The sequence below is a fragment of the Streptomyces sp. NPDC059906 genome (assembly GCF_042730645.1).
GTDB lineage: Bacteria > Actinomycetota > Actinomycetes > Streptomycetales > Streptomycetaceae > Streptomyces > Streptomyces rubrogriseus.
Window position 1 is genome coordinate 124,587 of the sequence record NZ_JBHWKU010000020.1, and the last position, 18,380, is coordinate 142,966.

The following is an 18,380-nucleotide window of genomic DNA, read 5'->3' on the forward strand; positions in this document are numbered from 1 at the left end:
CGGAAGTCTGGAGACCCACCCAGACATCCACCGGAGGGAGGCCCGTCAGATGGGGGCCACAACGACAGGCGCGGGGCGGCGGCGGGCCGTGCCCTGGCTGGTGCTCGGACTGTGGATCGCCGTGCTGGCGATCGCCTCGCCGTTCGCGGCGAAACTCGGCGACGTGCAGCGCGACCGGGCCGTCGACTACCTGCCGGCGAGCGCCGACTCGACGCAGGTCGCCAAGATCCAGGAGCGGCTGCCCGGCGGCGAGGCCACCGAGATGGTCCTCGTCTACCACCGCGACGCCGGACTGACCGCCGCCGACCGGGCCACCGCCGCCGAGCAGGTCGCCGAGATCGCCGCCGCGCACGAACTCACCGGCCGCCCCGCGGGCATCCCGTCCAAGGACGGCACCACCCTCATGTACCCGGTCGCCTCCACCGAGCCCGGCACGGACGAGAAGGCCCGCGACGCACTCGTCAACGACGTACGGGACATCGCCCAAGGCGGCGACGGGCTCGGCGTCGAGGTCGGCGGCTCCGGCGCGCTCGCCACCGACGCCTCCGAGGTCTACAACTCCCTCGACGGTCCGCTGCTCTACACCACCGCCGCGGTGGTCGCCCTCCTCCTGATCCTCATCTACCGCAGCCCCTTCCTGTGGCTCGTCCCGCTCGCCGTCGCCGGACTCGCCGACTACCTCTCCATGGGCGTCGCCTACGGCCTCAACCAGACCTTCGGCACCGCCGTCTCGGGTCAGAGCAGCGGTATCATGACCATCCTCGTCTTCGGCGTCGGCACCGACTACGCGCTGCTGCTGGTCTCCCGCTACCGCGAGGAACTGCGCCGCGTCGAGCGGCCGTACGACGCCATGCTCGCCGCCCTGCGCGGCTGCGGACCGGCCGTACTGGCCTCCTCGGGCACCGTCGCCGCCGGACTCCTGTGCCTGCTCGCCGCCGACCTCAACTCCAGCCGGGGCATGGGCCCGCTCGGCACCGTCGGCGTGCTGTGCGCGCTGGCCGCCATGCTGACCCTGCTGCCCGCGCTCCTCGTCCTGCTCGGCCGGCGCGTCTTCTGGCCGCTGGTGCCCCGCTACGGCAGCACCCCCAAGGCCCGCAGGTCGCTGTTCGCCGCGATGGGCAGCTCCGCCGAACGCCGGCCCCGCACCGTGCTGGTGGGCGGCGCGGTCCTGCTCGGCGCCCTCGCGCTCGGCACGTTCGCCCTGCCCGGCAGCATCAAGCAGGAGGACTCCTTCACCACCCGCCCCGACGCGATCGCCGCCATGGAGACCCTCGCCGACGCCTTCCCGGAGTCCGGCACCCAGCCGATCACCGTCATCAGCCCCACCGACCGCGCCGGCGCCGCGCTCGCCGAGATCCGCGCCACCGAGGGCGTCGAGAGCGCCGAGGCCGGCCGCAGCGGCGGCGGCTGGACCGAGCTGACCGTGCTGGCCTCCACCCCGCCCCAGTCGGCCGCCGAGACCGCCACCATCGAGGAACTGCGCGACAAGCTCGACGGCTCCTACGTCGGCGGCCCCAGCGCCCAGCAGATCGACCTGGAGGACACCAACGCGCGGGACACCGTCATCGTCGTACCGATCGTGCTGCTCTCGGTCCTGCTGATCCTCACCGTGCTGCTGCGCTCGCTGGTCGCGCCGCTGATCCTGGTCGCCGCCGTCGTCGCCGTGTGGGGCGCGGCCCTCGGCATCGGCGGCCTCGCCTTCGGTCCCCTCTTCGGCTTCGAGGGCACCGACCCCGGGCTCGGCCTGCTCTCCTTCGTCTTCCTGGTCGCCCTCGGCGTCGACTACGGCATCTTCCTGATGCACCGGATGCGCGAGGAGTCCCTGAACGGCGCCGAACCCACCCAGGCGGCGCTGTCCGCGCTGCGCACCACCGGCGGCGTCATCGCCTCGGCCGGGCTGGTCCTCGCGGCCACCTTCGCCGTGCTCACCAGCATGCCGATGGTGCAACTCGTCGAGCTGGGCTTCGTCATCGCGGTCGGCGTCCTGCTCGACACCTTCCTCGTCCGCACCTACCTGGTCACCAGCGCCAGCGTCGCCCTGCGGCGCCGGGTGTGGTGGCCGGGGCGGCTGTCCCGGGAACCCGGCCGGCCCGCATCGGGCGACGTACGAGAGCCCGTCGGTGTCTGAGGTGCCCGGCATCCGGAGCGCGCCCCTCCCCTCGCGGAGGGGCGCGTGGGTCGCGGAGTATGGACGCGTGCAGGCAACGACCGAGGCAGCGCCCCGCCCCCGTGTCGGTGAACGGATCATCGCCGTCATCAACCGCGACCCGAGCACCGCACCGCACCGCACCCGCAACGACACCGTGCTCGCCGCGGTCCTCCTCGTCGGCGCGGTCTGCCTGGCGCTGTTCACCGACGACGGCAGCCGTCCGGACGCGGCCGGCTGGACCCTGCTGCTCGCCGGCTACGCGCCGCTGGCGGGCCGCAGACACCGGCCCCTGCTGACGCTCTGCCTGGTGGCCGTCCCGATCGGCGCCCTGCACGCCCTCGACTACAACCACTCCGCGCCCCTGCCCGCCACCATGGTGGCCCTCTACACCGTCGCCACGACCGGCACCGTGCGCCGCGCCCTGATCACCGGGTCCGCCGTCATCGGCCTGGGCCTGACCATGAACGCCTTCACCAACCCCGAGGGCATGGTCGAGCTGCTCCGGATCACCGGCTGGGTCGTCGCCGTCCTGTTCTGCGGCATCGACGTCCGCGTCTACCGCCAGTACGTCGCCGCCATAGTGGAGCGCGCCGAACGTGCCGAACGCACCCGCGAGGAGGAGGCCCGGCGGCGCGTCGCCGAGGAACGCCTGCGCGTCGCCCGGGACCTGCACGACCTGCTGGCGCACAGCATCACCCTCATCGGCGTGCAGACCTCGGTCGCCGCCCACGTCCTGACCGCCGACCCCGAACGCCTGGACCGCGCGGCCGTCGCCCAGGCCCTCGACGACATCGCCGAGACCTGCCGCTCGGCGCGCGGCGAACTGCGCACCACCCTCGAAGTGCTCAGGGCGCAGGACACCGCCGCCGTCCCCGCCGCCCGCGGCCCGCTGCCCGACCTGAGCGGGCTGCCCGACCTGGCGGAGAGCGCCCGGCTCGCCGGAGCGGCCGTGGACCTGTCGGTGCGCGCCGCCGCCGTCCCGCCCGCGGTCGGTGCCGCCGTCTACCGCATCACGCAGGAGGCGCTGACCAACGTCGTACGCCACGCGGGACCGAAACCGTCCGTCCGCGTCGAGGTGCACGCCGGGTCCGGCGCCCTGCGCCTGTCCGTCACCGACGACGGCACCGGACCCGACCCGGCGGGCACCCCGGGCTTCGGCCTCGTCGGCATGCGCGAGCGGGCCCGCAGCGTGGGTGGCACACTCGACGCCGGACCGCGCGAGGACGCCGACGGCTTCGAGGTGACGGCCGTACTGCCGACGCCCGCGACGCCCCTGATGACGACCACGACGATCACCTCGGAGAGAACCGGATGACGATACGCGTGCTGCTGGCGGACGACCAGAACCTCGTCCGGGCGGCGTTCGCCCTGCTCGTGGCGTCGGCCCCCGACATGGAGGTGGTCGGCGAGGCGAGCACCGGCCGCGAGGCCGTGGAGCTGGCCCGCACCCAGCGCGCCGACCTGGTCGTCATGGACGTACGCATGCCCGACCTGGACGGCATCGAGGCGACCCGGCTGATCGCCGCCGACGAGGACCTCGCCGGGGTCCGCGTGCTGGTCCTCACCACCTACGACACCGACGAGAACATCGTGGACGCGCTGCGCGCGGGCGCCTCCGGATTCCTGGTCAAGGACACGAAGCCCGCCGAACTCCTGGACGCCATCCGCACGGTGACGGCGGGCGACGCCCTCCTCTCACCCGGCCCGACGGCCCGCCTGATCGAGCGCTTCCTGCGCAGCCCGTCAGCCCTTCACCCGGCCGGATCGGGCCCCGACTGCCTGTCGGACCGGGAACGCCAGGTCCTCGCCCTGGTGGCCCGGGGCCTCAACAACACGGAGATCGCGGACACCCTGGGCCTGAGCCCGCTCACCGCGAAGACCCACGTCAGCCGCATCATGGGCAAGCTGGGAGCCCGGGACCGGGCCCAACTGGTCATCGTCGCCTACGAGTCGGGCCTGGTGACGCCGGGCGCGGGCCAGCGGCAGTAACGTCAGAAGGAGCCGACTTTGCTCTCGAAGTTGAGCCAGCTCAGGGAGGCGACGGTGCTGAGCGAGGGGCACAGCTCCCGCAGCTTGGCCACGTCGGTCTTGGGCGGCGTGGAACCCATCTCGTAGCACCCGAGCTTGCGGACGGTGTTCACCGCCTTCACCACCTGCCCGGCGGAGTCCTCGACGTCGGTGTACTGACCGTCGGGGAAGTCCCGCTCGATGCTCTTGGCCATGGCACCGGCGAGTTCCCCGGCGGCGGTGAGGTCCTCTCCGCACCCCGGGTCGTCCCAGGCGACGTGGCTGCACATCGGGGAGGTACTCATGCCGTAGGCGATGCGGAAGAGCGGCAGCAGCTCCGCGGGGGTCGCGGGCTTGTCCGAGGAGGCCGCCTCCGACGGCTGCTTCGACTCCGCCGGGGCGGAGGAAGCGGCCCGGGTCGGTTTCCGGTCGTCGGCCGCCTGCCCGTCATCGCCGCCGCAGGCGGACAGCGTCAGGAGCGTCGTGGCGGCCGCGGACAGGGCGAGGGCGAATCGGCGCGTGGGCATGGGGCCACTCAAGCGCCGGACGAGTTGTTCAGACACCCGGTCCGCGGGACTGAACAACGGTGCGGACGAACTCCGTCCAGGCAGCCGCCCCGACGACGACCACGGGGCCGCCGGTCACCTTGCTGTCCCGGACCGGGACCACGCCGGGGACTCCGTCGGCGACCTCGACGCAGTCCTCGCCGCCGTCGCCAGTGCTGTAGCTGCTCTTGTGCCAACGGGTGTTGCTCAGGTCGTACTCGCGCATCGTCTGAAGTCCTCCGCCGCCGACTCGATCAGGGCCAGGGACGCTTCCGGCGACAAAGCAACGGCCCTGATGTGATCGTAAGATGCCCAGGCCCGCCTCACCACAGCCGGTTCGTCTAGGAGGCTGCCCGAAAGCACGCCCTCTGTATAGACGGTTGGCGGGGTGTCCTCGAAGCTCATCAGCTTCATCATCTTGCCCATGCGCGGATGCGGCCCGGCAGCGAACGGCAGCACCTGTACGACCACCTCACGCCTCCGCGTCAGCGACGCGATGTGGTCCAGTTCACCGGCCATGACTGCCGGGCCGCCGACGGGGATGCGCAAGGTTGTCTCGTGCAGCACCGCCCAATACAGGGGGCGTGCAGCGCCCTTGAGGAGACGTGTGCGGTCCATACGGCCCCTGACCAGTTCCTCGATGTACTCGTCGGTGGCGAACGGGTTGCTTGCCAGGAACAGCGCTCGTGCGTACTCCGATGTCTGTAGGAGCCCCGGGAGTACCGTCGGCGCGAACTCGTGGAACTCCGTCGCCAGTCGTTCCAGCTCCACCACCTGTGCGAAGTACTCTTCGTACGGCTGGTCCTTGATGAGCTTCTTCCACAGCCGCTCGAAAATACCGCCGGTTTGTAGTGTCTCGTCAATCCGCTGGGCCACATCTAGCTGCGGCTTCCGAATGGCCTGTTCAAACTGCCCGATGTAGCCGCCCGAGACGAAAACCCGTGTCCCCAGCTCCACTTGGGTAATCCCCGCGTCCTCCCGCCGCCGCTTGAGTTCCGCCCCGAAGAACTCCCACGCCGCCTGGCGTGAACCATTGGCCATAACCAACCCCCATGCGCTGACCCGCACTTGTAGTGCACGTACTCCTGCCGAGTGTAGACACGCCGCGGCATTCTGGGGACACGAAGAGTGAAACCGTAAAGGGAAGGGAAAGCGGTGGAAGCACGACACTCGGCGCTCTGCGTCGAAGGAGCGGAGGACACGGTGAAAGAATTGCGCGCAGTGCTCGCTGAGGCAGGAATTACTCTGCCCTCACTCGGGCTCGACCCGGTGAGTCTTGCGCGGGAGGCACCCTGCCCGCTCGTCGAATTGGGCCGGTGTTCCGTGGAGACCGCGCAGCGCCTCGCGGCGGCGCTGCGATGACGACGACGCCGCCCGTGGGGGTCTACGCCGTGGACCTCCGCAGCGGACGGGTCGGGATCGTCATGGGGCACGAGGGGCCGTACGTGCAGATGCGGCCGTACGGCGGCGGGCGGGAGTGGGACGCCGAGCCGGGTGACGTACGCCACGCCACCGCGTCGGAGCGGCTCAGCGCGGCGACGGCGTACACCAACGCGAGAAGCCGTGGCGAGGTGCCTTGAAGGATGCGCGAGAATGGGCGGCATGAGTCTGTTCCGCGACGACGGCATCGTGCTGCGCACCCAGAAGCTGGGTGAGGCGGACCGGATCATCACCATGCTCACGCGCGGTCACGGGCGGGTACGCGCCGTGGCGCGCGGGGTGCGGCGCACGAAGTCGAAGTTCGGCGCGCGGCTGGAGCCGTTCTCGCACGTGGACGTGCAGTTCTTCTCGAAGAGCAGCGAGCTGGTCGGGCGCGGGCTGCCGCTGTGCACGCAGAGCGAGACGATCGCGCCCTACGGCGGCGGGATCGTCACCGACTACGCGCGCTACACCGCGGGGACCGCCATGCTGGAGACGGCCGAGCGGTTCACCGACCACGAGGGCGAGCCGGCGGTGCAGCAGTACCTGCTGCTGGTCGGCGCGCTCAGGACCCTCGCCCGGGGCGAGCACGCGCCGAACCTGGTGCTCGACGCGTTCCTGCTGCGCTCGCTGGCCGTCAACGGGTACGCCCCGACCTTCGGGGACTGCGCGAAGTGCGGCCTGCCCGGTCCCAACCGGTTCTTCTCGGTCGGCTCCGGCGGCTCCGTCTGCGTCGACTGCCGGGTGCCCGGCAGCGTCGTACCCTCGCCGCAGGCCCTGGAACTGCTCGGGGCGCTGCTTGCGGGAGACTGGGGTACGGCGGACGCGGCCGAGCCGCGGTACGTGCGGGAGGGGAGCGGACTGGTCTCCGCCTACCTGCACTGGCACCTTGAGCGGGGACTGCGCTCCCTGCGGTACGTCGAGAAGTAGAAGTAGGAGAGAACCGATATGGCCGTACGCGGGATTCTGGGGCGGCAGCGCCGTGAGTACAGGACGCCGGAGCCGCACCCCTCCGGCGCGCGGCCGCCGAGGCTCGGCGACCTGGTGCCGGGGCATGTGGCGATCGTCATGGACGGCAACGGGCGCTGGGCCAAGGAGCGCGGGCTGCCGCGCACCGAGGGGCACAAGGTCGGTGCCGAGCAGGTCATGGACGTGCTTCAGGGCGCGATCGAGATGGGCGTCGGGAACATCTCCCTGTACGCCTTCTCCACCGAGAACTGGAAGCGCTCGCCCGAAGAGGTGCGCTTCCTGATGAACTTCAACCGCGACTTCATCCGCAAGTCCCGCGACACCCTCGACGATCTCGGGGTGCGGGTGCGCTGGGCGGGGCGGATGCCCCGGCTGTGGAAGTCGGTGGCCAAGGAGCTCCAGGTCGCCCAGGAGCAGACCAAGGACAACGACCGGCTCACGCTGTACTTCTGCATGAACTACGGCGGGCGGGCCGAGATCGCCGACGCGGCGCAGGCCCTCGCCGAGGACGTGCGGGCCGGGAAGCTCGACCCGGCCAAGGTCAACGAGAAGACGCTCGCGAAGTACCTGTACTACCCGGACATGCCGGACGTGGACGTCTTCCTGCGGCCGAGCGGGGAGCAGCGCACGTCCAACTACCTGCTCTGGCAGAGCGCGTACGCGGAGATGGTCTTCCAGGACGTGCTGTGGCCCGACTTCGACCGGCGCGACCTGTGGCGGGCCTGTCTGGAGTTCGCCTCCCGGGACCGGAGGTTCGGCGGCGCCATCCCGAACGAGGAGCTGCTCGCCATGGAGGGCAAGCAGGCGTAGTGGCCTGAGCTGGGGCATGCTGACCGCATGTCCGAGTCCTCCGACGCCCCGCCCGGCCTCCGGCGTACGGCGGTCATGACGCTGCTCACGGTGCTCGCGGGCGCCGTGGACGCCGTCAGCTTCCTGACCATGGGCAACGTCTTCTGCGCGCTGGCCACCGGCAACGTGCTGTTCCTGTCGTTCGCGCTGGCCGGGGAGGGCGACGTGCCGGTGGCGCGGCCCGCCACGGCCATCGGGGCGTTCCTGGTGGGGGCCGGTGCGGGAGCCGTGCTGCTGATGCGGGTCGCGGCGCGCGGTCGGCCGTGGTTCGCCGTCGGGCTGGCCGGTGAGGGGCTGCTGCTGGCGTTCGGCGGGGCCGTGGCGGTGGTGCGGCACGGGGACGGGGCCGCGGCGGTGGACGGGTCCGACCTGGTGGTCGTCGGCTCGGTCGCGCTGGCGATGGGGCTGCGCGCCGCCACCGCGCTGCGCCTGGACGTGCCGGGGATGCCGACGCTGCTGAGCCAGACCGCCGTCGCCCGGTTGGTCGGCGACGTGCTGAAGGAGCCGCACGCCGCGCTGTGGGGGATGTCGCGGCGGCAGCGGCTGGCCAGGACGCGGTGGACGGCCACCGTGACGGGGATCTTCGCGGGCGGTGTGCTGGGCACGCTGCTGCTGGTGCCGCTGGGCACCGGACGGGCGCTGTTCGTCGTCGCCGCCGTGGCGCTGCTCCTGGCGGCGGCACACCTGGCCGTACCGCCGAGGGAACTGAGGGAACTGAGGCAGCAGAGGCAGCTGAGGCAGCAGAGAAGGCGGCGGAAGCAGCCGCCGCCCCCTGGCTAGGCGCCCGCCCCCGCGCAGTCGGCGCAGGTGCCGAAGATCTCCACCGTGTGCGCCACGTTGACGTAACCGTGCTCGGCGGCGATGGCCTCGGCCCACTTCTCCACGGCGGGGCCCTCCACCTCGACCGCCTTGCCGCAGGCGCGGCAGACCAGGTGGTGGTGATGGTCGCCGGTGGAGCAGCGCCGGTAGACCGACTCGCCCTCGGCGGTGCGCAGGACGTCGACCTCACCGGCGTCGGCGAGGGACTGCAGGGTGCGGTAGACCGTGGTGAGCCCGACCGCGTCGCCCTTGTGCTTGAGCATGTCGTGGAGTTCCTGCGCGCTGCGGAACTCCTCGACCTCCTGAAGGGCGGCCGACACGGCAGCCCGCTGCCGGGTGGCGCGGCCCTTCACGGGCGGTCCAGCGGTGGTCACTGGATTCCTCCTCACGTCTTCGCGGCTTGCCGGGCCATTGTGCCAGCCCGGCAGACCCGCGGTCAGACGCCGACCTCGTCGGCGGCCCCCCTGGTGGCCGGAATCTTGCACTCCGCCGGATCGTCGGCGGGCCGCGCGGCGGCGAGTGCCCGCGCGCGTCGCCTGGCCAGCGGGGCGGCCAGCACGCTCAGCAGGATGAACGCGCCGATGGTGAGCAGCACGATCGTCGCGCCGGGCGGCACGTCCTGGTAGTACGAGGTGACCGTGCCGCCGATCGTCACGCTCACGCCGAGCGCGACGGAGATCGCGAAGGTGGCGGCGAAGCTGCGGGTGAGCTGCTGCGCGGCGGCCACCGGGACCACCATCAGCGCCGACACCAGGAGCAGGCCGACGACGCGCATCGCCACCGTCACCGTGACGGCCGCCGTGACGGCCGTCAGCAGGTTCAGCGCGCGCACCGGCAGGCCGGTGACCCGGGCGAACTCCTCGTCCTGGCTGACGGCGAACAGCTGGCGGCGCAGGCCGACGGTGACCAGGACCACGAAGGCGGCGAGCAGGCAGATCGCGGTCACGTCGGACTCGGAGACCGTCGACAGGGAGCCGAAGAGGTACGAGGTGAGGTTGGCGTTGGAGCCGCCCGGCGCGAGGTTGATGAACATCACGCCGCCCGCCATGCCGCCGTAGAAGAGCATGGCGAGGGCGATGTCGCCGCGGGTCTTGCCGTACCAGCGGATCAGCTCCATGAGGACCGCGCCGAGCACGGAGATCACGGTCGCCATCCACACCGGGGACCAGGAGAGCAGGAAGCCGAGGCCGACGCCGGTCATCGCCACGTGGCCGATGCCGTCGCCCATGAGGGCCTGGCGGCGCTGGACCAGGTAGATGCCGATGGCCGGGGCGGTGATGCCCACCAGGACGGCGGCGAGCAGCGCCCGCTGCATGAAGGCGTAGTTCAGGATTTCCATGGTCGTCGCCTTCTCAGCTCAGCAGGCCGGTGCGGATCGGTTCGGCGCCCGCCGGTGCGTGCGGGTGGACGTGGTCGTGGCCGGGCAGCGCGTGCTGGCCGACCGCCTCGGGCGGCGGGCCGTCGTGCAGGACGCAGCCGTCGCGGAGGACGATCGCCCGGTCGATCAGCGGCTCCAGCGGGCCCAGCTCGTGCAGGACGAGGAGGACGGTGGTGCCGGCCGCGACCTGCCCGCGCAGCGTCTCGGCCAGTACTTCCTGGCTGGCCAGGTCGACGCCCGCCATCGGCTCGTCCATGATCAGCAGTTCGGGTTCGGCGGCGAGCGCACGGGCGATCAGCACGCGCTGGTGCTGGCCGCCGGAGAGGGCGTTCACCGAGTCCTTGGCGCGGTCCGCCATGCCGACCAGGTCGAGGGCGCGGCGTACGGCCTCGTGGTCGGCCCTGCGCAGGACGCCGAAGCGGGCCCGGGAGAGCCGGCCCGAGGAGACCACCTCGGTCACCGTGGCGGGGACGCCGCCCGCGGCCGTGGTGCGCTGCGGGACGTAGCCCACGCGTGCCCAGTCGCGGAAGCGGCGCCTGGGGGTGCCGAACAGCTCGATCTCGCCGGCCGTCACCGGCACCTGGCCGATGATCGTGCGCACGGCCGTGGACTTGCCCGAGCCGTTGGCGCCGAGCAGCGCGACCACCTGGCCGCGCCGCACGGTGAGGTCGATGCCGCGCAGGACGGGGCGTGAGCCCAGCTCGGCGCGGACGCCACGCAGGGATATGACGGACTCGTCGCTCACGATGTCCTCCGTAACGATCGAACGGGCCGGGCCGCCCGGTGGGGCTGCCCGGCCGGGCTGCTTACTTGGCGCCGAGGGCGGTTTCGAGCGCCTTGAGGTTGGCTTCCATGACCCCGACGTAGTCCTCGCCCTTGGACTTGTCGGTGATGCCCTCCAGCGGATCGAGGACGTCCGTCTTCAGGCCCGCGTCATTGGCTAGGGTCTTCGCGGTCTTGTCGGACACCAGTGTCTCGTAGAAGACGGTGGTGACGCCGTCGGCCTTGGCCTCCTCCTGGAGCTCCTTGATCCGGGCGGGGCTGGGCTCGCTCTCCGGGTCGAGGCCGTTGATGGCCTCCTGGGTGAGGCCGTAGCGCTCGGCGAGGTAGCCGAAGGCGGCGTGGTTGGTGAAGAAGACCTTGGTGTCGGTCTTCGCCAGGCCGTTCTTGAACGCCGTGTCCAGGCCGCCCAGCTTCTTCGCCAGCGCCTCGGCGTTCTTGCGGTAGTCGTCGGCGTGGTCCGGGTCGGCCTTCTCGAAGGACTCGGCGACACCCTCGGCGATCTCGGCGTACTTCACCGGGTCCAGCCAGACGTGCGGGTCGAGCGCGTGCTCCCCGCCCTCGGCGTGCTCCTCCTCGGCGTGCTCGTCCGCGTGCTCCTCGCCGCCGTGGTCGTGCTCCACGTCGCCGTGGTCCTCCAGCTTCGTCAGCGCGGCGGCGTCGATCTTGGTCTGCACGTCGGACTGGGCGATGGCCTCGTCCACGGCGGGCTGGAGGGACTTGAGGTAGAGCACCGCGTCCGCCTCGCCCATCTGCGCGGTCTGCTTGGCGCTCAGCTCCAGGTCGTGCGGCTCCTGGCCGGGCTCGGTGAGCGTGGTGACGTTCACGTGGTCCCCGCCGATCTGCTCGGCGAGGTACTCCATGGGGTAGAACGACGCGACGACGTCGAACTTGTCCGTATTGCTCGCCGCCGAGCTGTCGCTGGAGCAGGCGGAGAGGGTCCCGAGGCCGAGCGCGGTGGCCGCGGTGACTGCTATGCCGGATATGCGGCGTCGTCGTACGTTCATGACACCCATTTTCAACAAATATGGAAACCGTTGTCAACAAGCGTGCGATCGTGCAGACGGCAGGCCCCGATTTGGTCGTGGGGCGACCCGCGCCGGTAACCTGAGGCATTCTCTGGAAGCATCTCGCTTCGTCGCCCGTCGTCGTAATGAAGAGAGCACCGTGGCCGCCGACAAGATCGACACCATCGTCAGCCTGAGCAAGCGCCGTGGCTTCGTATTCCCCTGCAGTGAGATCTACGGCGGTCAGCGCGCCGCCTGGGACTACGGTCCGCTGGGTGTCGAGCTCAAGGAGAACCTCAAGCGCCAGTGGTGGCGCTACATGGTCACCTCGCGCGAGGACGTCGTCGGTCTCGACTCCTCCGTGATCCTGGCCCCCGAGGTCTGGGTGGCCTCCGGTCACGTCGCCACCTTCACGGACCCGCTGACCGAGTGCACCTCCTGCCACAAGCGCTTCCGCGCGGACCACCTGGAGGAGGCGTACGAGGAGAAGAAGGGCAAGGCTCCGGAGAACGGCCTCGCCGACCTCAACTGCCCCAACTGCGGCAACAAGGGCACCTTCACCGAGCCCAAGCAGTTCTCCGGTCTGCTCTCCACCCACCTCGGCCCGACCCAGGACAGCGGCTCCGTCGCCTACCTGCGGCCCGAGACCGCGCAGGGCATCTTCACCAACTTCGCCCAGGTGCAGACCACTTCGCGCCGCAAGCCGCCCTTCGGCATCGCCCAGATGGGCAAGTCCTTCCGCAACGAGATCACGCCCGGCAACTTCATCTTCCGCACCCGCGAGTTCGAGCAGATGGAGATGGAGTTCTTCGTCAAGCCGGGCGAGGACGAGAAGTGGCAGGAATACTGGATGGAGCAGCGCTGGAACTGGTACACGGGCCTTGGTCTCCGTGAGGAGAACATGCGCTGGTACGAGCACCCGGCCGAGAAGCTCTCCCACTACTCCAAGCGCACCGCCGACATCGAGTACCGCTTCTCCTTCGGCGGCAGCGAGTGGGGCGAGCTGGAGGGTGTCGCCAACCGGACCGACTACGACCTCTCCTCGCACGCCAAGGCCTCCGGCCAGGACCTCTCCTACTACGACCAGGAGGCCCAGGAGCGCTGGACGCCGTACGTCATCGAGCCGGCGGCCGGTGTCGGGCGCGCGATGCTCGCGTTCCTGCTCGACGCGTACATCGAGGACGAGGCGCCGAACGCCAAGGGCAAGCTGGAGAAGCGCACCGTGCTGCGGCTCGACCCGCGGCTGTCCCCGGTGAAGGTCGCGGTGCTGCCGCTGTCCCGCAACCCGGAGCTGTCGCCGAAGGCGAAGGGGCTCGCGCAGGCGCTGCGGCAGAACTGGAACATCGAGTTCGACGATGCCGGGGCGATCGGGCGGCGGTACCGGCGTCAGGACGAGATCGGGACGCCGTTCTGTGTGACCGTCGACTTCGACACGCTGGACGACAACGCGGTGACTGTCCGCGAGCGGGACACGATGAAGCAGAAACGCGTGTCGCTGGACCAGATCGAGGGGTACCTCGCGTCTCGGCTGGTTGGCTGCTGAACGTCCGTTCCGGTTGCCGTACCAGGGGGCTCTGCCCCCTGGACCCCCGGGCCTATGCCCACCCACCACCCGACTCGGTCGGGAGGGGGGTGGGCGTTTCGGCGTTTCAGGGGCCTGGATTACAGGTTCAGCTCCCGGTTCAGCGGCCCTGGAGGGACTTCACGTTGTTGCCGAAGGTCCAGTTCTTCGAGCCGTCCCAGTTGAGGGACCAGGTCATCAGGCCCTTGAGGGAGCCGTTGTAGTGGTTCCAGGCCTGGGAGACCAGGGACGGTGACATGTGGCCGCCGCCCGCGCCGGGCTGCGCGGGCAGGCCCGGGACCTGCTTGTCGTAGGGCACCCGGATCGTGGTGCCCTGGATGACCAGGCCCTTGTTCAGGCAGTCGGTCTGGGCGGTGAAGCCCTGTACCGTGCCGGCCGAGTAGGAGTCGCCGGAGCAGCCGTACATGCTGCCGTTGTAGTACTGCATGTTCAGCCACCACAGGCGGCCGTTGTCCGCGTACTTCTTGATGATCGGCAGGTACGCGCCCCAGATCGAGCCGTAGACGATGCTGCCGCCGGTGACGTACGCCGTCTCCGGGGCCATCGTGAGGCCGAAGTTGGCGGGCATGCGGGCCAGTACGCCGTCGATGATGCGGATCAGGTTGGACTGGGACGCGGAGAGCTGGTTGATGTTGCCGCTGCCGGTCAGGCCGGTCTCGATGTCGATGTCTATGCCGTCGAAGTTGTACGTCTTCAGGATCGGGACGATCGTGTCGACGAAACGGTCCGCGACCGCGGTCGAGTTGAGGTCGATGCCGGCCGTCGCCCCGCCGATGGAGAGCAGGAGCGTCTGCCCGGACGCCTTGGCCGCGCACATCTCCGCTGGTGTCGCCACCTTCACGCCCCGGTCCATGCCGTCCTCCCACAGGGCCGTGCCGTCGGAGAGGATCACCGGGAAGGCCGCGTTGAGGACGTTGTAGCCGTGGGCGCCGATCTGGGGGTTGGTGATCGGGGTCCAGCCGAAGGGCGGGTGGACGCCGTTGGCGGCGCCGTCCCAGTTCTCCCAGTAGCCCTGGAGGACCTTGCCGGTGGGCTTCGACTTCACGGCGCAGGTGTCGGCGGCCGCGCCGGCCGGGGCGGCCTCCCCGGGGGCCGCCGACGCGGTGGCGACTCCCAGGGGAACCAGAACGGTGGCCGCCAGTGCGGCGGCCAGTAGACGGATCTTGCGGCGGATCATGCCGGGCCTCCCGGTGGGGGATCGGTGAGGGAGCTCGCTCGAATGTCGTAGGCATGACAGTGCTGTGGTCCAGACCTTTCGTCAAGAGGTCTGGACCAAGAAGCGGGTACGGCTCGGCCGGGCCTCAGTCGATCGTCCGGGGCAGGCGCAGGGCCAGCAGGCCGGTCAGGACCACCGCCGCCAGCTGCACCAGCAGCGTCGTCACCAGGGCGTCCCGCATGCCCATGCCCGGGGTCAGCGACAGGAACAGCGTGCCCAGGGTGGCCACGCCCAGGGCCAGCGAGGACTGCTGGGTGGTGATCATGACGCCGCTGCCGACGCCCGCGCGTACGGGAGGCACCTTCGACAGGACCACGCGGAAGATCACCGGGAGTTGGAGCGCCTGGCCCGCCCCCGTGACCGCCGCGCCCGGCAGGAGTTCCACCAGGCCGAGATCGGGCCAGGAGCGCCACGCGGCCAGCGTCATCAGGGCCAGGCCCACCCCCTGGAGGGCGGCGCCGGTGGGGACGACGCGGGTGCCGTAGCGGGCGACCAGCCGGGGACCGGCGAGGGAGAAGAGGAAGAAGACCACCGCGAGTGGGGCGAGAGCCAGGCCCGCGGCCACCGGGCCCAGGCCCGCGCCCTGCTGCAACGCCACCGCGATGACGAACATGAAGCCGCTGAAGCCGATCGAGAACGGCACGATGAGCAGGAGGCCGCGGCGCAGCGGGACGATCGCGAACAGGCTCGGCGGGACCAGCGGCGTACGGCCCGTACGGTCCGCCCTGCGCTCCACCGCGTAGAACGCCGCCGCCGCGAACGGGAACGCCGCCAGCGACAGCCACGTCCACAGCGGCCAGCCCGCCGCCCGGCCCTCGGTGAGCGGGACCAGCAGCGTCAGGATCGAGGCGGCCAGCAGGAAGGTGCCGGGGACGTCCACCGGCTCGGGGCGCGCGGAGCGGGTCTCCGGGACCGCGCGGGCGGCGAGGAAGAGGCCCGCGAGGACGACCGGGACGTTGACGAGGAAGACGGAACGCCAGCCGGTGCCCGCGCCAAACAAAAAGGACAAAGGTGTGGCGGCCACGAGGACGCCGCCCAGGATCTGGCCGGCCACCATCGACAGGCCGGCCGTGGCCCCGTACAGGCCCATGGCCTTCGCGCGCCGGGGACCGGACGTGGTCGCCTGGATGGTCGCCAGCACCTGCGGCAGCATCGCGGCGGCCGAGGCGCCCTGCGCCACCCGCGCGGCCACCAGCGACCAGGCGTCCGGCGCCAGGCCGCAGGCCAGCGAGGTCAGCCCGAAGGCCGCCATGCCGCCCAGGAACAGGCGGCGCCGGCCGAAGAGGTCGCCGAGTCGGCCGCCGAGGACCAGCAGGACGGCGTACGCCACCCCGTATCCGGCGACGACCAGTTCCAGGACCGCCTCGCTCGCGGAGAGGTCCGTGCCGATGGTGGGCAGGGCGACGTTGACGATGAAGAAGTCGACGAGCGGGAGCGCCGCGGCCAGCAGCACCGTGAAGAGCCCGAGGCCGCCGAGCGCGGGCGTCGCCGGGGGGCCCGTGCGGACGGGACGAGAAGTGATGGTTTCGGTCACGTGGTCGAGCCTGCGACCCTTTCCAAGGTGGTACCAGAGTCTCCTTATGCTGGTAGTAGAAGTACCTGGCAACAGGGTTCCGGACGCGGCACCCTGGAGGCATGACGACGATGACGGGTCAGGAGACGGCGACTCAGGCCCCGCCCCGGGGCAGCGGCTCGGAGATCCGGCGGCACGAACTCGCCGCCTTCCTGCGCAGCCGTCGCGAGCGCATCGCCCCCGAGCAGGTCGGGCTGCCCCGCGGGCGCCGCCGCCGGACCCCGGGGCTGCGCCGCGAGGAGGTCGCCCAGCTCTCGGCCGTCGGCGTCACCTGGTACACCTGGCTGGAGCAGGCCCGGGACATCCAGGTGTCCGTGCAGGTCCTCGACGCCCTCGCCCGCGCCCTGCTGCTCGACCCCACCGAGCGTGCCCACCTCTTCCAGCTGGCGGGCTCCGTCGACCCGACGCCCGCGACGGTCTGCCCGGCCATCACACCGGCGGTGCGCGCCCTGCTGGAGCAGTTCGAGCCGTACCCCGCCTGCGTGCAGAACAGCCGGTACGACATCCTCGCCCACAACCGGACGTACGGGCTGCTGCTGTGCGACCTGGACGCGGTGCCGCCCGAGGACCGCAACTGCATGGTCCTCTGCTTCACCCACGAGGACTGGCGGTCCTCCATCGTCCATCTGGAGGAGACCCAGCGGCTGATGGCGGCCCGGTTCCGCGCCACGATGGCCGGTCATCTCGCCGAGCCCGCCTGGAAGATGCTGCTCAAGCGGCTGCGCACCCAGTCGCCCGCCTTCCGCGAGGCCTGGGAGCGGTACGAGGTGGTTGCGCACCGGGGCAAGCGCAAGGAGTTCCTCAACCGGCACGTCGGCCGGATCCGCGTCGACCACACCGACCTGTGGCTCGGACCGGAACCGGGGCCTCGGATGGTGACCTACGCACCGGCCGACGAGGACTCCCGGGAGCGGCTGGAGAAGCTGCACGCGATCGCTCTGGAGCGGGAGCCGGCCGTGTCGGGATGAGCGCTCGAAGTGCGGGAACCCGGGGAAATGCGGAAGGTGATGTTCCCGGGGTTTCCCAGGGTGTGCACAGCCCGGGGTTCCCACAGCACGGACAGGGCGAGGACGAACAGTCATGGCTGAGCAGAAGTCGGCGCGGACACTCCCGCGGCCGTTGCACGCGGCCGCTTCGGCGGTGCGGAAGGTGCCGGGCGCCGGGACGGTGGGCAGGGCGGCCGAGGGCGCGCTGGACAGGATCGGGGCGGTGTCGCCGCGCGGGCGGCGCGTGCTCGTCTACACGGGCGCCGGAGTGCTGGGCGTCGCCGGACTGGTGGAGTGGCCGGTCGCGGTCACCGGGGCGGCGGTGGCCTGGCTGACCCAGCCGCGCGGGCAGAACGGGCGGGGCAGCGGCGCCGGCGCGGCGAAGGGCGGGGACGCGGGGTCGGCCGGGGCCCGGAGTGCCGTCGGCACCAAGCCTGCCCGGACGTCGGCCAGGAAGACCACCAGCAGGGCGGCCACGGCGAAGGCCACCACGGCGAAGACGGCCACGGCGAAGACGGCCACGGCGAAGACCGCCACGGGGAAGACGGCCGCGACGAAGGCCGCCTCTGGGAAGACGGCCGCGGCGAAGACGGCCGGGGCGAGGGCGAGCGGGACGAAGGCCGCCGGGGGCGGGACGGCCGGGACGGCCACCCCCGCCAAGTCGGCTGCCGCGACGCGGCGGACCACCGGCGCCAAGAAGGCCGCCGCCAAGTCCACGGCCGCCAGGTCCACGGCGGCGAAGTCCACCGCCGCGAGGAAGTCGCCCGCGAAGAAGTCCTCCGCGAAGAAGACCGCGTCCCCCACCCGGGCCAAGAGCCAGTCGGGGACCAAGGCGTCCTCAAGCCGGCCCTCCTCTTCGGGCGGCGGCCGGAGCGGGAGCCGCAGCCGCAAGACGGCCGCCGCGTCGCGCACCCGCACGTCCGGCTGAGGGAGAGCGATGGCCGGCGCACTGCTCACGCGTTCCCAGGACGCCGTCACGGGATTCGTGCTGGCCGGACCCCGGCTGCTCGCGCGCGGCACCGCGCCCGCCGTGGGCGCCGCGGCCGGGGCGGCGGCGCCGCCCCCTTCCTCAGGCCATCTCGATGTCGGCCGGCTCCGCGT

At 71.4% G+C, this 18,380-nt stretch carries 20 protein-coding genes; 10 read left to right on the forward strand and 10 right to left on the reverse strand.

The window, feature by feature from the left end:
• The first annotated feature begins 49 nt into the window (after positions 1-49).
• The 3 genes from ACFV9J_RS27285 (at position 50) to ACFV9J_RS27295 (ending at position 4,138) form a co-directional block, all read left to right on the forward strand.
• Positions 50-2,128: an MMPL family transporter gene (locus tag ACFV9J_RS27285; RefSeq protein ID WP_385358139.1), complete on the forward strand. Its 2,079-nt coding sequence runs from the start codon at positions 50-52 to the stop codon at positions 2,126-2,128.
• A 67-nt stretch (positions 2,129-2,195) separates the two neighbouring features.
• Positions 2,196-3,464 (forward strand): sensor histidine kinase, encoded by a 1,269-nt coding sequence (locus tag ACFV9J_RS27290; RefSeq protein WP_385358141.1) that lies wholly within the window; start codon positions 2,196-2,198, stop codon positions 3,462-3,464.
• Positions 3,461-4,138, forward strand: coding sequence for a response regulator (locus ACFV9J_RS27295; protein WP_385358143.1), 678 nt, complete (start codon positions 3,461-3,463; stop codon positions 4,136-4,138). Before ACFV9J_RS27290 ends, ACFV9J_RS27295 begins: the two co-directional genes overlap by 4 nt.
• 2 nt (positions 4,139-4,140) lie before the next feature.
• Here ACFV9J_RS27295 and ACFV9J_RS27300 read toward each other — a convergent pair whose 3' ends face one another.
• The 3 genes from ACFV9J_RS27300 to ACFV9J_RS27310 are packed head-to-tail and all read right to left on the reverse strand — an operon-like array spanning position 4,141 to position 5,742.
• Positions 4,141-4,683: a hypothetical protein gene (locus ACFV9J_RS27300; RefSeq protein WP_385358146.1), complete on the reverse strand. Its 543-nt coding sequence runs from the start codon at positions 4,681-4,683 to the stop codon at positions 4,141-4,143.
• A gap of 28 nt (positions 4,684-4,711) precedes the next feature.
• Positions 4,712-4,927 (reverse strand): DUF397 domain-containing protein, encoded by a 216-nt coding sequence (locus ACFV9J_RS27305; RefSeq protein ID WP_385358148.1) that lies wholly within the window; start codon positions 4,925-4,927, stop codon positions 4,712-4,714.
• Positions 4,909-5,742: a Scr1 family TA system antitoxin-like transcriptional regulator gene (locus ACFV9J_RS27310; protein WP_385358192.1), complete on the reverse strand. Its 834-nt coding sequence runs from the start codon at positions 5,740-5,742 to the stop codon at positions 4,909-4,911. The genes ACFV9J_RS27305 and ACFV9J_RS27310 overlap by 19 nt, the downstream gene beginning before the upstream one ends.
• Positions 5,743-5,856: 114 nt before the next feature.
• Here ACFV9J_RS27310 and ACFV9J_RS27315 point away from each other — a divergent pair, with 114 nt between their 5' ends.
• Genes ACFV9J_RS27315 through ACFV9J_RS27335 form a run of 5 tightly spaced genes read left to right on the forward strand, consistent with a single transcriptional unit; the run spans position 5,857 to position 8,718 of the window.
• Positions 5,857-6,063, forward strand: coding sequence for a hypothetical protein (locus ACFV9J_RS27315; RefSeq protein WP_385358150.1), 207 nt, complete (start codon positions 5,857-5,859; stop codon positions 6,061-6,063).
• On the forward strand, positions 6,060-6,281 hold the full coding sequence (locus ACFV9J_RS27320; RefSeq protein WP_385358152.1) for a hypothetical protein: 222 nt from the start codon (positions 6,060-6,062) through the stop codon (positions 6,279-6,281). The genes ACFV9J_RS27315 and ACFV9J_RS27320 overlap by 4 nt, the downstream gene beginning before the upstream one ends.
• Positions 6,282-6,303: 22 nt before the next feature.
• Entirely contained in the window at positions 6,304-7,050 is a 747-nt protein-coding gene (gene recO, locus ACFV9J_RS27325; RefSeq protein ID WP_385358154.1) for a DNA repair protein RecO, read from the forward strand.
• Positions 7,051-7,068: 18 nt separating this feature from the next.
• Positions 7,069-7,899: an isoprenyl transferase gene (locus tag ACFV9J_RS27330; protein WP_385358156.1), complete on the forward strand. Its 831-nt coding sequence runs from the start codon at positions 7,069-7,071 to the stop codon at positions 7,897-7,899.
• A 27-nt stretch (positions 7,900-7,926) separates the two neighbouring features.
• The gene (locus ACFV9J_RS27335; protein ID WP_385358159.1) at positions 7,927-8,718 is read left to right on the forward strand and encodes a YoaK family protein; all 792 of its coding nucleotides are present in this window, start codon (positions 7,927-7,929) and stop codon (positions 8,716-8,718) included.
• Here the strand turns inward: ACFV9J_RS27335 and ACFV9J_RS27340 are convergent.
• The 4 genes from ACFV9J_RS27340 to ACFV9J_RS27355 all read right to left on the reverse strand — a co-directional run bounded on the left by ACFV9J_RS27340 (position 8,715) and on the right by ACFV9J_RS27355 (position 11,922).
• A complete protein-coding gene (locus tag ACFV9J_RS27340; protein WP_153179953.1) occupies positions 8,715-9,131 on the reverse strand; it encodes a Fur family transcriptional regulator in 417 nt (138 codons plus the stop codon). The two genes, ACFV9J_RS27335 and ACFV9J_RS27340, sit on opposite strands and share 4 nt — an antisense overlap.
• A 62-nt stretch (positions 9,132-9,193) precedes the next feature.
• Entirely contained in the window at positions 9,194-10,096 is a 903-nt protein-coding gene (locus tag ACFV9J_RS27345; RefSeq protein ID WP_385358163.1) for a metal ABC transporter permease, read from the reverse strand.
• Between the two features lie 13 nt (positions 10,097-10,109).
• Complete coding sequence (locus ACFV9J_RS27350; RefSeq protein ID WP_385358166.1) at positions 10,110-10,880, reverse strand: metal ABC transporter ATP-binding protein; 771 nt, start codon at positions 10,878-10,880, stop codon at positions 10,110-10,112.
• Between the two features lie 61 nt (positions 10,881-10,941).
• Positions 10,942-11,922: a zinc ABC transporter substrate-binding protein gene (locus tag ACFV9J_RS27355; RefSeq protein WP_385358169.1), complete on the reverse strand. Its 981-nt coding sequence runs from the start codon at positions 11,920-11,922 to the stop codon at positions 10,942-10,944.
• A 160-nt stretch (positions 11,923-12,082) separates the two neighbouring features.
• On the opposite strand from ACFV9J_RS27355, the gene ACFV9J_RS27360 reads away from it, so the two are divergent.
• The gene (locus ACFV9J_RS27360) at positions 12,083-13,465 is read left to right on the forward strand and encodes a glycine--tRNA ligase (RefSeq protein WP_385358171.1); all 1,383 of its coding nucleotides are present in this window, start codon (positions 12,083-12,085) and stop codon (positions 13,463-13,465) included.
• A gap of 139 nt (positions 13,466-13,604) precedes the next feature.
• On the opposite strand, the gene ACFV9J_RS27365 is transcribed toward ACFV9J_RS27360, so the two are convergent.
• Together ACFV9J_RS27365 and ACFV9J_RS27370 are read right to left on the reverse strand one after the other, a co-directional pair.
• Positions 13,605-14,681, reverse strand: a complete 1,077-nt coding sequence (locus tag ACFV9J_RS27365) for a chitinase (RefSeq protein WP_385358173.1) — start codon at positions 14,679-14,681, stop codon at positions 13,605-13,607.
• A gap of 124 nt (positions 14,682-14,805) precedes the next feature.
• Positions 14,806-16,254 (reverse strand): MFS transporter, encoded by a 1,449-nt coding sequence (locus ACFV9J_RS27370; protein ID WP_385358175.1) that lies wholly within the window; start codon positions 16,252-16,254, stop codon positions 14,806-14,808.
• 110 nt (positions 16,255-16,364) lie between these two features.
• Between ACFV9J_RS27370 and ACFV9J_RS27375 the strand changes: the two genes are divergently transcribed.
• Entirely contained in the window at positions 16,365-17,261 is an 897-nt protein-coding gene (locus ACFV9J_RS27375) for a helix-turn-helix domain-containing protein (protein WP_385358194.1), read from the forward strand.
• Positions 17,262-17,531: 270 nt separating this feature from the next.
• Here the strand turns inward: ACFV9J_RS27375 and ACFV9J_RS27380 are convergent, their stop codons facing one another.
• Positions 17,532-18,236: a hypothetical protein gene (locus ACFV9J_RS27380; protein WP_385358177.1), complete on the reverse strand. Its 705-nt coding sequence runs from the start codon at positions 18,234-18,236 to the stop codon at positions 17,532-17,534.
• Positions 18,237-18,380: the final 144 nt, after the last annotated feature.